Genomic DNA, 11,417 nt, shown 5'->3' on the forward strand with positions numbered 1-11,417 from the left:
CTCCCAGCCTGGTTGATACACCCGCCGCGGCGGGTGTTTTTTTGCGGAGTGCTCATGACAACACAGTCGGTGTCCGGCTGGCGCTCGATCGCAAGGTCGATTGCCGCGCTGATGACGGGTTATCTGGTCCTGATGGCGGCCAACAATATGCTGACCTCTCTGACCTCGCTGCAACTGGTGGCCCACGGCGCCCGTGATGCGCTCAGCGGCCTGGTGCAGTCGGCTTACTACCTGGGCTTTGTCTGTGGTGCGCTGTTCGCACGTGACCTGATCATGCGCATCGGCCACCACCGCGCCTTTGTCGGCATCGTGGCGCTGATCGTGGCGGTGGTGCTGCTGCAGTCGCTGGCGTTCCATCCGCTGCTGTGGATTGCCTGCCGCATGTTCACCGGCATGTCACTGCTGGGGGTGTTCATGATCGTGGAAAGCTGGCTGAACGATGCGGCGCCCAGTGCGCAGCGTGGCCGGGTAATAGCGCTGTACATGATCACTAGCTACCTGGGTGCCGGGGCAGGGCAGGCTGTACTGCTGCTGGTACCGGCTTCGTCGCCGGCGGCGTTCCCGGTGGTGATGGCCATCTTTGCCTGTGCGGCCTTGCCGGTGTGGCTGGGTTCCGCCCGGCGCAGCGGGCATGTGGCGCATCGCCGCACGCTGCGCGCCTCGGTAGGCCAGTTGTGGCGAAGCTTCCGACTGATTGCGCGCCAGACACCGGCAGCAATGATTGCCATCGTGGTGGCCGGCATGCTCAACAGCGCTTACTACACGCTGATGCCGGTTTTCCTGAGCCATAGCGGTTACGGTGAAACCGCGGTAGTGCGTGACATGGCGTGGTCGATGTTGGCCGCATTACTGCTGCAGTGGCCGCTGGGGGCGCTGGCGGATCGCTACGGGCGGGTGCTGGTGTTGCAGCGGCTATGCCTGGCCGCCGCCGCGCTGGCGGGCAGTATTTACTTGCTGCTGGGCCAGTGGCAGATGATCTGGCTGGTGTTCTGCTACGTCAGCGTGGTATTCGGCATGTACGGCATCGCCAATGTAATCGTCAACGACACGGTGGCGCCGGCATTGCGGGTGGAAACCAGCTCGGTGCTGCTGCTGACCTTCGCCGCCGGCGGTGTGGTCGGGCCCGTTCTGGTCTCCGCGGTGATGACCTGGGCCGGTGCCGCAGCCTACTTCCTGTGCCTGATGCTGTTGTGCCTGGTGTTCCCGCTGGCCTCGCTATTGCTGCGCGGCGCAGCCGGTGAGGTGGCCTCCGAGTCGGTCTGACTGGGCGCGGCATTTCTGGCCGGGTTGCCGGGTAGGGTGGGGAGCCGCTGTCCTGAGCGGTTTTACGGTTGTTGCCTGGCGGCAAGTGCTTGTTTTTGCTGATAAACAATGCGCAGAGGTGCTGGTGCATATATCGAATTCAAGCTTGCGGCCAACGTGCAGCTGCAGGCTGACGGTGAGGAGAACTTGCTATGTTCATAAAACTGTCATAAAAAGTTAACTGTCATGGCTGTATTCATGATGTGTAATAAAAGTGAAATCTTGCGATGCAACAGGGTCGCCAGCCTCCCCACATCAGATGTACCGAAATAAAGAGTCAGCCATGAACGCAGCGAAACGCCTAACGAAAATGCTGGATAGCGGTGAAAGCAACAGCCAGCTTGAGGTGCTCAAGATGCTGGCAATTGCACTTCATCATAAGCAGGCGTTCGATCTTGCCTTGCTGTACTCGATTGACTACCCCTATTTCCAGCTTGCGCTGCAGCTGCTGGATGACTGGCGCCTGGGCCAGCATCTGGCTACCCGCAGCAAGCTGATGGAGCGCCTGTTCGGCATGCATCCGGACATGCTGGTGCCAACTGCGCTGCCGGCAGCAAGCCAGCTGCAGACAACTCGCAGCGCGCCGCTGCCGCGTGCGGCCAGCAGTGGCGTGCCCCGCCGGAACAGCAAGCAGCCTGCGCTGACGCCGGCGGTCAAGCTCTGACACGGCACTGCCGCGCGAATACCTTGCAAGAGCCTGCTGTGCAGGCTCTTGTCTTTTTCCGGCGACAGGCCAGGGGCTGATGCGCCGGGCTGTCACAAAACTGTAGAACGAGCTTGCCAGACTGGGTGCTTGCTCCCCGCCAACAATCAACCAGGCTGCCGCCCTTGATGAACCGCCTGAAAAAGCATGTCGGTACGTTTGCTGCAGTCTATGGCTGCGCTGCCGGCATTGCCGCATTCCTGTTCTGCTTCGGCCTGTCCATCATGCTGATCGCTTTTGGCGCGAACGATCAGCTGGTCGGCAGCCACCAGCGCCTGACGGCGCTGATCGAAAACATCACCACGGAAGAAGAGCAGCTGCTGGCCTCGCTTAATCAGGCCGCCGAGCCGGATTGTGCAGAAGGCAATCTGGTGCAGCTGCGCACCCAGATCTTTGCCAGCCGCTTCATTCGCGATCTGGGCATTTACGATGAGCAGAACCGCCTGGTCTGCACCACGACGGATGGTGTATTGCGCAATCCGTTTGTCGACCCGGTACCTGCGCTGCGGGAGATCCGCAACGGCAAGGACCAGTCCATCTGGTTCAACGTCCCCATCCTGCTTGGCAAGGGCAAGTACCACGCCATGGTGATGCGCCAGGGGCGCTTCAATGTGGTGGTCAATCAGAGCAACCTGACGTCCCTGCTGAGCGGCGTGGACGTGGTAGGGCTGCAGCTGGCGGACAACCTGCCCACCCGGGTGTTTGAAAGCACGCGGCTGACGCCGGAGTGGCTGTCATACCTGGATGAGCAGACCGCGTTGAAAGCGCCGCTGAAGGGGTTCGACTGGTACAAGCTGGCCTTCGTCAGGACCGATTACATTGCCGGTACGCCGTGGGTGTTGCAGTCGTACCGGACGCTGCTGGAGGTGTTGGCCGCACAGGCTTCGCTGGTGGGCTTCCTGGCGGCGGCCTCGCTGGTGATCGCGATCCTGGTGTCATCGTTGCTGACGCCGGCGCTGGAAAGGCAAAGAACCATAGGCGCGCGCATCCACGACCTGATCCGCGAAGGGCAGGTGCAGTGCTTCTACCAGCCCATTGTCGACCTTGGCAGCGGCCGCTGGCTGGGCTGCGAGGTGCTGATGCGGCTCAAGGACGGCGGGCAGTACATCCCCCCGGCGGAGGTGCTGCCGGAAATCCTCAGGCAGCACCTTGGCTGGCAGCTGGATGCCCATGTGATGCGAACCGGCATGCAGGAGTTGGGCCGCCATATGCCGGCAACGGCGGGCTTCAAGGTGGCGTTCAATCTGTTTCCGGAAAACCTGGACTTTGCCCGCATCAATGCCCTGATGGCGCCGATACTGCAGGGCCTGCAGCGGAAGGATCTGGCGATAGGCGTGGAGATCGTCGAGCAAAGCTATGGTGAAGGCGCCATCCAGGAAATTGCGCAATTGCGCGAGGCAGGCTACCAGGTTGCGGTGGATGACTTCGGTACCGGCTACTCGAACCTGGCTCGGGTGAAGCGGCTGGCGCCCGATGTGCTCAAGATCGATCGCTCCTTTGTCTACGAGATGGAGGATCTGTCGCTGCGATCCAGCCTGATTCCGGAAATCATCGGCATAGCGCGGGCCATCGGCTCGCAACTGGTTGCCGAGGGTATAGAAAACCAGCTGCAGGCTGCCCAGCTCAGTGCACTCGGCATCGAGTTCGGCCAGGGCTATTACTTTGCCAAACCCATGCCGATCGACGCCTTCGTGGCGGGTTACAACGCCCAGCTTGCCGAGCCGGCACACGCTCCCGATATTGAAACCGCGACGATGGCCTGATCGCCATTCACGCCGGGCCATTCAATGCTGCTGCGCTTTATGCAGGCGCTTGACCGTGTACATGCGCTGATCAGCCACTTCCATGATTTTTTCAGGCTCAACGCCGTCGGTAGGCACCAGGGCGGCGCCAATGCTGGCCTGCAATTGATATTGCAGGTTTTCAAAAACAAATGGCGCCGCAATTTCGGTTTCGATCCTGTGCATGGCTGAAGCCGCCCCTTCGGCCCGCTCCAGCGAATCAAGCACCACGCCGAATTCATCGCCGCCCAGGCGGGCCGCCGTGTCGGACTCCCGGGTGGCAAGCTTGAGCCGGCGGGAAAACTCCATGATCAAGGCATCGCCCGTGCGGTGCCCGTGCTGGTCGTTGATGGCTTTGAGCCCATCGATGTCTATCATCAGCACGCCAGCCGAAGAGTGCGCCCGATGCGTACGCGCCACCACTTCCCGTAGCCGGTCTATGAACAGCGCCCTGTTTGCCAGGCCGGTCATGCCGTCATGCGTGGCCTTGAAATAGAGGCTGTCGCTGTCATAGGTAACGGAGAAATATATTGAGGCGGCCACCACTTCCGAGAGCAGGCCAAGCAGCTTGATATCGCTTTGCTTGAATTTATCGGCTTCCACCGACATGGCTTTCAATATGCCAACGGTCACACCCTTGTGCTTGAGCGGTAATACAATCATTGAGCGCAGGCCAATTGCCTGGCAGATGGCGCAATCCGGGCAGGCACCCGGGTCGGGGCAGGAATATATTTCACCGTGGGTGAGGCATAATTCGGATGACCTGGAGTTGATATTCAATCCCGATTCGAGTTTGTCTTTTGCAATACCCGCTGCGGCGCTAAATACCAGTTCTCCCGCTTCAACCAGTTCTATTGCTGCGCCATCGGCGGCGATCAAGGGCAATATTTGCTCGACCACATGGCGCATGATCCCACCCAGATCCAACCCCAGTTTGGCAATTTCGGTTTGAGTGCGGATTATTCGCACCAGTTGCTTGCTAGTAGGCATTGTTATCAATACTCCAGAAGCCGGTTTTTCTTCGGGGAGTAATTGCCTGGGTATGTGGCAATATCATATTGGAGTTGACTCCCTTTCAGTATACAGCAGGCTATATGGGTGTATGGCAAGATCGCGGATTGAACATGTGGTTTTGGGCTAGATAACCGCGCGGCAATGCTGTTGCATATTTATTTTTGATTAATTATTTGAGCGTGCAAATGCTTGCGGGTCGAAACTCTGGCGCGCAGATTTGCCGTTTTGCATTTGTGATTTTCGTGGTGCTGTTGTGATTCATTCGGCATGTTGTGGCGATGCAATAAGGGTGGGTGATGGTTTTTGGGTAAAGCTGTGGCGAAAAATAATGGCGGCACCTATAAATAGTGCTAAGCGCAAATGTGCGGAAAGTGCTGCGCATTTTTCATGTGCGGCGGTTGTTTGCTGATATTCCCTGCCAGACTTGAATGGGGAGGGATCGTGTTGCCTCGTTTTGTTCTCGCCCGCAGCATCAGCAAGGGCTTTACCTTGCTGGAGCTGCTGGTTGTACTGGTGATCATCGGCTTGCTGGCCGGCTATGTGGCGCCGCGCTATTTCGCCCAGGTGGGCAAGGCCGAGGTGAAGACCGCGCATGCGCAGATCGATGCGCTGGATAAGGCGCTGGACCAGTACCGGCTGGATGTCGGCCACTACCCCAGCAATGAGCAGGGCCTGGCGGCCTTGTTCGAAAATACCGGCAATGAAAGCAAGTGGCAGGGGCCGTATCTGAAAAAGGCCGTGCCGCTGGACCCGTGGGGGAGAAGTTATATCTATCGCCAGCCGGGCGAGCATGGCGAGTTCGATCTGTTCAGTTACGGCAAGGATGGCCAGCCAGGGGGTGAGGACGAAAACGCGGATATCGGTAATTGGTGATGTGCGTGCAATGTGCCGTCAGGATTATCGATGGCAGCAGCAGACGCAGTTGGCGCACGCTACGCGCGGGTTGCGGAAACTATCAGGCCGGCCATGTTGAAGATGGTCGGCCTGTTTGCGTGCCGGGGGCATCAATCGGGGTGCGACAGCCGGTTGTGCTGGTAGTACTCCAGCACGCGGGGAATGTAGCCCTGGGTTTCCCGGTACGGGGGCACGCGGTTATAGAGGGCCACTGCCTGCTCGCCGGCATTGTAGGCGGCCAGGGCGAGCGACAGGTCGTTGGGGAAGCGGTCCAGCAGGTAGCGCAGGTAGCGGGCGCCGGCCTGCACATTCTGTACCGGGTCGAACGGGTCGTGCACGCCGTAGCGGCGTGCGGTGGCCGGCATCAGCTGCATCAGGCCCATGGCGCCGCGTGGTGATACCGCGCGCGGGTTGTAGCCGGATTCCACCGCCACCACCGCATGCAGCAGGGCAGCGTCCATGCGCATGCTCAGCGCGGTCTGGTTGATCAGGCGGCTCCAGCGCTGGCGCGCCAGCTCATTGACCCGCGCCGCACGCGGGGCGGCAGCCGCAGCTGTTGCCGGCGCTGCCGGCTTGTCCTCCGGGGTGTGCAACAGCAACTGGTAGTGTTGATCCTGCGGCACATTGCTCAGGTGCATCACGCCATCGTTGTCGGTGAAGGCATAGATATCCTCGCTTGCGGCCAACGTTGGTGCGGCCGGAGCCAGCATGGCCAGCAGCAGCCATGCTGCGGGTGGCGGGGCGCGGGCAATGGTGGTGGGCATGGCATGGCTCCTTCAGTTCAGGCCGCGGCGGAAGCGGTAGCCCTTGTAGCGCAGTACGAGGCCGTCCGGCCGCACGCTTTCCAGAATCATGCCGGCCAGCACTTCATCACCGGCATGCAGCACGCGGTCGTTGATGATGGCCACCTGCTCGCCATCCTCCGGCGTCAGCGACAGCCCGGAGATCACCACACTGCTTTCCACCTCCCGGCGCAGGGCCGGAGGCAGACTGCCGAAGTCGACAATGCCGCTCGGTATCGGCGTGCTGTTCGCCGCTACGTTGGCCGCAGGCCTGGCGGTAGTGGCCTGGGCTGTGGCAACGGCGGCCGGTGCCGGGCGGGTCTTGTCGCTTGCCGCGGCTTCCACGGGGGTGGCGGCGCGCGGCGTGGTCGATGGCGCCGGCGCGGCGGGTGGTGGCGGCTGGCGATTCTTGTCGCCTGCCAGGGCCACCACGGGTGCGGCTGTGGCGGCACGCGGCGCGGCTGCCGGGGCCGGCGCTGTGCGACTGTCAGCGGGCGGTGCGGCTGCCGGCGCGCGCGCGATGGCGTCATGGGTTTCCGGCGGCACCGTGGTTGCCGGTTTCGGTATGGCTGGTGCGGTGGCTGCCTTGGGTATCACTGGGGGGATGGCCGGGGCGATAGCCACCCGGGCGGCGGGTGGCGGTGGGGCAGGCCGGGTTGGCCGGTATAGCAGGCCGCCGGCCGCCAGTAGCCCCAGCGCGGTGACGCCGGCCAGTACTCCCCAGCGCCGCAGCGGCCGTGCCGGCCGCGCCATCGTGGCAACGTGGCTGGTATACAGCGAGGGTGCGGATTGTTGCTGACGCTCCCGGTCGGCCTTCAGCAAGGCATCAAGAATGTAGGACATGCGGCCTCCTCCTATGCCGGCGGCGCAGTGGCGGGCGGTATGCCGCCGCCCAGCCGCGGGCTGGCGGTCTGCTGCCCGCGCCCGGCAAGCAGGATCAGCGTCAGCGGCCCGGCGATGCCGTCGGCCGGTACACCGGCCTGCTGCTGGAAGTTGCGTACCAGCTGCTCCAGCTGGCTGTCGAACAGCGGGCCCCGCTTGTCGTTGTTGTGGTCAATGCTGGCCGGGCCCAGCCGCTGCCACAGCCAGGCCACGCTCATACCGCGGCTGCCGCGCGCCAGTGGCGTGTGGTAGGCCGGCGGCGGCCGCCACAGCAGCTGGAACTCGCCCTGCCAGGCCGGCGACAGCGCCTGTGCGCTGCTGGCATGGCGCTGCTTGCCGTCGTTCAGGGTCAGCGCATTGCCCGTTATCTGTTCCAGCAGCAGGTAGCCGTTACCGCCAGCAGCTTGCAGCTGCAGCACTACGGGAAGATTCAATTGCCGCAGCCGCGGCAGGTCTGCCTTGCCGCCGAAGCAGGCCAGGCCCGCCAGGGCGGCCTGCGGGCAGAAATCCGCCTCCGCCGTGAAATTGGCTGGCAGCTGCCAGTGTTGCAGCAGCGCCTGCCTGGCCGCGGCCAGGTTCGCCAGCGGTGGCAGGGTGGCCGACAGCCGGGGCACGGTCTGCGACACCGGGTGCGGGGCCGCTGCGGGGCGGGCGCTTGCCGGTACGGCAGTGACGGGTGGAGCGCTTGCGGCCAACTGGCGGTAGAGCAGAGTGGAGGCGATGGCCGTGGCGCTGCAGAGTATGGCGGCGGGTATCGCCAGGCGGCGGACAAGGCTGCGCGGCGCGTGGTCGTCGAATACCTCCTGCGCCGCGGTGCGCAGCATGGTCTTGCTCACTTCGTTGCGGCCGGCGACATAGCAGCCTAGCAGCGCGCGGTCGCACAGCAGGTTGAGCTTGCGCGGTATGCCGCCGCTGTAGCGGTGCAGCAGCGGCAGCAGTTGGGGTGGGAACAGCGTGCGGCTGCAGTTGGCCACCAGCAGCCGGTGGCTGACATAGGCGGTGACTTCCTCCTGCGACAGCGGCCCCAGGTGGTAGCGCGAAACGATGCGCTGCGACAGTTGCTGCAGCGCGGGCTGCGCCAGTTTGTCACGCAACTCGGGCTGGCCCAGCAGAAAGATGTGCAGCAGCTTGCGCTGGTCGGTTTCCAGGTTGGTGAGCAGGCGCACCTGTTCCAGCACCTCGCTGTCCAGGTTCTGCGCTTCGTCGATGATGAGCAGGGTGCTGCGCCCCTGGGCATGGCTGGCCAGCAGGTGGCTGTTGATGCTGTCGATGTAGCTTTTCTGGCCGGCGTCCGCCGGAACGGGAATGGACAGCTCTTCGCAGATGGTCGCCAGCAGCTCCAGCACGCTCAGCTTCGGGTTCAGTACCAGCGCTACATCGTATTCGGCGGGCAGCTGCTGCAGGAAACAGCGGCACAGCGTGGTTTTGCCGGTGCCGATCTCGCCGGTGAGCAAGACGAAGCCACCGTTATCCATGGCGCCATACATCAGATGCGCCAAGGCCTCCCGGTGCTGCTGGCTCATGAACAGGAAGTGTGGATCCGGTGCGATGGAGAACGGTTGATCCGTAAACCCAAAGTGCCGCATGTACATGATGAGTTACCTCAGCATGTGGATGGTTCACTAAGGGAAATTATAGTTGCTCGCGCCGGGAAGGCCACGGCAGCACGCCGGTTGCCGGGCTGCATTCTGCTGCAGCCAGAGCGGGCTACGCTGCCCGCAAACCTTGCCGCACAGCCTGTTCCCGGCCTGGCCTGTCGGCGAAACCCTACAGGATTTTGACTGCATTCCCCTACGCCGTTGCGGCTCTAACCACGATAACGGCGTGCGGCCAACTTGCGCATACTGCCCACTCCATCAAGGTTTCTCCTGCTGGCGGTGATGCTGACTGCCAGCCTTGTTACCTACATGTCAGAAGATAGAGGAGTCAGATCATGCGTATTTTTGACACGGGAATATTGAGCATTCCGACACCGGCCAGCGCACTGCGCCCGGCACGCCTGTTCGTCATCGAGGATTCCGACGCGGTACGGGCAATGTGGCGCTCGGTAGTCGACAGCATTAGCGGCCTGTTTCTTGTTGGCGAGTTCAATTGCGCCGCTGCCGCCATTGCCGCGATCAGACGGGTACCCCCCGACGTGCTGCTGCTGGACATCCATTTCAATGAAAGCGAAGGCATGGATGTGCTGCGCGTGGTCGCTACCGAATACCCGATGACGAAAATCGTGCTGGTCAGCAATTGCGCGGACCAGACGCACAGGCGCTACGCCGCCGAGTTCCCGCGGGCGGAAGTCATCGTGGTCAGCAACTGCACCGACCCAACCCACCGCGATTTCTGCACCAAGGCAGGGGCCTATACCTTCTGCGACAAGGGGCGGGAGCGGGTTGCCACGCGCTGCCTGCGCTGCATGCAGGAAGCGCTGGCCGAGCAGCTGGACCACACCCCGACGCTGTACCGACAGGTCTCGACATGGAGGCGAGCGGTCAATGGATACCATCACTAAAGAACACAATAGCTGGACGCTGCTGCGCCACATCCTGGGGCATGGCGTCATTACCGTGCTGGCCGTGGTGATCGCCTTTGCCACGCCGGATGCCGCACGTTACATCCTGTATGACTGGTGGCCGCGGGTGGAGCTGGACACGCATATGCTGCTGGTGACGGAAATCCTGCTGGCTTCCATCCTCACGGTGGTGTTCAACCTGTGGAAACGCGCGTGGGACAACCGCCACCGCCTGGCCAGCGCCAGGATGGCTTCCCTGGTGTTTGCGCGCCAGCCGCGCAAGAACTGGCTGTCGGGCTTGCAGGAGCGCCTGCTGGTGCGCTCGCTGCCGGCGGCGCGGGACGTCTGCATCCTGTCGCTTACCGGCTACGACACCCTGGTCGCCCCGGAAAGCCTGCTGAAGGAAGCACTGTCCAGCGCCTACGAGATACGGGTGATGCTGCTCAACCCGAACAGCGCGGCGGCGAGTAAACGGGTCGATTCGCTGCCGGACGATATTACGCTGTCGACCTTGCAGGAGGAAATGACTGCCAGCATCGCCTTCCTCGGCGAGTGCCGCAAAGCAGGCAAGAAGGTGTCGCTGAAGTTCTACGACCACGACCCGTTCTGGAAGCTGGTGGTGCTCGACGATTGCGTCTGGGTGCAGCACTGTCACGCCGGACGCGAAATGAAGGACCAGCATGAATACGTGTTCGGCCTGCAGCGCACAGACCCTGGGCAGGGGCTGTTCGTACCGTTCTATACCTACTTTCTGCACAAATGGAACGAAGAAGGCCACTGGGAGTACGACTTCGATGCCGGCGAACTGGTGCAGCGCGATGCCGACAGTGGCGAAACGGGGCGGCAGCCACTGGGCGCTGCCTTCACGGAGGCTGCTGCGCGCCGGCTGATTGACGTGCGGCCCTAGGTCAGCAGGCCGTGCTCCAGCGCATAGCGCGCCAGCTTGGCATTGCTGTCCAGGCCGGTTTTTTCCAGGATGCGGGCGCGGTAGGTGGTAACGGTACTGGGGCTCAGGTGCAATATCTCCGCGATGCGCACCAGTTTTTCGCCCGCTGCCAGCAGCTTCAGCACTTCCAGCTCCCGGTCGGACAAGGCTTCATGCGGCGGCGTTTCCTTGCTGCCGAGCGCATCGGCGAGCTTCTCCGCCAGCTCCGGGCTGATGTGCTTGCCGCCGGCGGCAACCTTGCGCACTGCCGCCACCAGGGTGGCAGCTGCAATGTCCTTGGTGAGATAGCCCGCGGCGCCGTGTTTCATCGCCCGCACCGCATAGGCATCAATCGAATGCATGCTCAACATCAGTACGGCGATATCGGGCTTTTCGGCACGCAGCAGCTTCAGCAGTTGCAGGCCGTTCTTGTCGGGCAGGCTGATATCGACCAGCGCCACGTCGAAATCATGCTCCTGCACCAGCTGCAGCGCCGCTTGCGCCGTTTCCGCCTCGCCGGTCACGTTGATGTCGTCCACGGTCTCCAGCATGCGCCGCACACCGCTGCGGATGATGCTGTAATCGTCAACCAGCAAGACCCTGATGTTTTTGCCGCTCATTTGTGTGTCCT

11 protein-coding genes are annotated in these 11,417 nt (G+C 62.5%); 6 read left to right on the forward strand and 5 right to left on the reverse strand.

All coding sequences use genetic code 11. From position 1 onward, the window contains the following. Positions 1–54 precede the first annotated feature (54 nt). From PSELUDRAFT_RS14430 to PSELUDRAFT_RS14440, 3 genes are all read left to right on the forward strand, one after another. The gene (locus tag PSELUDRAFT_RS14430) at positions 55–1,263 is read left to right on the forward strand and encodes an MFS transporter (protein WP_088967493.1); all 1,209 of its coding nucleotides are present in this window, start codon (positions 55–57) and stop codon (positions 1,261–1,263) included. A gap of 322 nt (positions 1,264–1,585) precedes the next feature. Further along, on the forward strand, positions 1,586–1,966 hold the full coding sequence (locus PSELUDRAFT_RS14435) for a hypothetical protein (protein WP_157725140.1): 381 nt from the start codon (positions 1,586–1,588) through the stop codon (positions 1,964–1,966). 167 nt (positions 1,967–2,133) lie between these two features. After that, complete coding sequence (locus tag PSELUDRAFT_RS14440; RefSeq protein ID WP_088967495.1) at positions 2,134–3,768, forward strand: EAL domain-containing protein; 1,635 nt, start codon at positions 2,134–2,136, stop codon at positions 3,766–3,768. Positions 3,769–3,789: 21 nt separating this feature from the next. Here the strand turns inward: PSELUDRAFT_RS14440 and PSELUDRAFT_RS14445 are convergent, their stop codons facing one another. Then, entirely contained in the window at positions 3,790–4,776 is a 987-nt protein-coding gene (locus PSELUDRAFT_RS14445; RefSeq protein WP_088967496.1) for a sensor domain-containing diguanylate cyclase, read from the reverse strand. Between the two features lie 465 nt (positions 4,777–5,241). Between PSELUDRAFT_RS14445 and gspG the strand changes: the two genes are divergently transcribed. After that, positions 5,242–5,673, forward strand: coding sequence for a type II secretion system major pseudopilin GspG (gene gspG / locus PSELUDRAFT_RS14450; protein ID WP_231895225.1), 432 nt, complete (start codon positions 5,242–5,244; stop codon positions 5,671–5,673). A gap of 131 nt (positions 5,674–5,804) precedes the next feature. Here gspG and PSELUDRAFT_RS14455 read toward each other — a convergent pair whose 3' ends face one another. The 3 genes from PSELUDRAFT_RS14455 to PSELUDRAFT_RS14465 are packed head-to-tail and all read right to left on the reverse strand — an operon-like array spanning position 5,805 to position 8,881. Beyond that, positions 5,805–6,458 carry a lytic transglycosylase domain-containing protein gene (locus PSELUDRAFT_RS14455; RefSeq protein ID WP_088967498.1) on the reverse strand — a complete coding sequence of 218 codons (654 nt, stop codon included), beginning with the start codon at positions 6,456–6,458 and terminating at the stop codon, positions 5,805–5,807. A gap of 12 nt (positions 6,459–6,470) precedes the next feature. Further along, complete coding sequence (locus PSELUDRAFT_RS14460; RefSeq protein WP_088967499.1) at positions 6,471–7,319, reverse strand: general secretion pathway protein GspB; 849 nt, start codon at positions 7,317–7,319, stop codon at positions 6,471–6,473. 11 nt (positions 7,320–7,330) lie between these two features. Next, entirely contained in the window at positions 7,331–8,881 is a 1,551-nt protein-coding gene (locus PSELUDRAFT_RS14465; RefSeq protein ID WP_231895226.1) for an ExeA family protein, read from the reverse strand. A 410-nt stretch (positions 8,882–9,291) separates the two neighbouring features. Between PSELUDRAFT_RS14465 and PSELUDRAFT_RS14470 the strand changes: the two genes are divergently transcribed. Continuing rightward, positions 9,292–9,861, forward strand: coding sequence for a response regulator (locus PSELUDRAFT_RS14470; RefSeq protein WP_088967501.1), 570 nt, complete (start codon positions 9,292–9,294; stop codon positions 9,859–9,861). Next, a complete protein-coding gene (locus tag PSELUDRAFT_RS14475) occupies positions 9,845–10,768 on the forward strand; it encodes a hypothetical protein (protein ID WP_088967502.1) in 924 nt (307 codons plus the stop codon). The genes PSELUDRAFT_RS14470 and PSELUDRAFT_RS14475 overlap by 17 nt, the downstream gene beginning before the upstream one ends. Here the strand turns inward: PSELUDRAFT_RS14475 and PSELUDRAFT_RS14480 are convergent. After that, positions 10,765–11,406: a response regulator transcription factor gene (locus tag PSELUDRAFT_RS14480; protein WP_088967503.1), complete on the reverse strand. Its 642-nt coding sequence runs from the start codon at positions 11,404–11,406 to the stop codon at positions 10,765–10,767. The two genes, PSELUDRAFT_RS14475 and PSELUDRAFT_RS14480, sit on opposite strands and share 4 nt — an antisense overlap. Between the last annotated feature and the right edge of the window lie 11 nt (positions 11,407–11,417).

Source organism: Vogesella sp. LIG4 (assembly GCF_900090205.1).
GTDB lineage: Bacteria > Pseudomonadota > Gammaproteobacteria > Burkholderiales > Chromobacteriaceae > Vogesella.

Excerpts from the sequence above, each read along its gene's own strand:
- PSELUDRAFT_RS14430 (WP_088967493.1), top strand. The coding sequence starts at position 55 with ATGACAACACAGTCGGTGTCCGGCTGGCGCTCGATCGCAAGGTCGATT.
- PSELUDRAFT_RS14435 (WP_157725140.1), top strand. The coding sequence starts at position 1,586 with ATGAACGCAGCGAAACGCCTAACGAAAATGCTGGATAGCGGTGAAAGC.
- PSELUDRAFT_RS14440 (WP_088967495.1), top strand. The coding sequence starts at position 2,134 with ATGAACCGCCTGAAAAAGCATGTCGGTACGTTTGCTGCAGTCTATGGC.
- PSELUDRAFT_RS14445 (WP_088967496.1), bottom strand. The coding sequence starts at position 4,776 with ATGCCTACTAGCAAGCAACTGGTGCGAATAATCCGCACTCAAACCGAA.
- PSELUDRAFT_RS14455 (WP_088967498.1), bottom strand. The coding sequence starts at position 6,458 with ATGCCCACCACCATTGCCCGCGCCCCGCCACCCGCAGCATGGCTGCTG.
- PSELUDRAFT_RS14460 (WP_088967499.1), bottom strand. The coding sequence starts at position 7,319 with ATGTCCTACATTCTTGATGCCTTGCTGAAGGCCGACCGGGAGCGTCAG.
- PSELUDRAFT_RS14465 (WP_231895226.1), bottom strand. The coding sequence starts at position 8,881 with ATGAGCCAGCAGCACCGGGAGGCCTTGGCGCATCTGATGTATGGCGCC.
- PSELUDRAFT_RS14470 (WP_088967501.1), top strand. The coding sequence starts at position 9,292 with ATGCGTATTTTTGACACGGGAATATTGAGCATTCCGACACCGGCCAGC.
- PSELUDRAFT_RS14475 (WP_088967502.1), top strand. The coding sequence starts at position 9,845 with ATGGATACCATCACTAAAGAACACAATAGCTGGACGCTGCTGCGCCAC.
- PSELUDRAFT_RS14480 (WP_088967503.1), bottom strand. The coding sequence starts at position 11,406 with ATGAGCGGCAAAAACATCAGGGTCTTGCTGGTTGACGATTACAGCATC.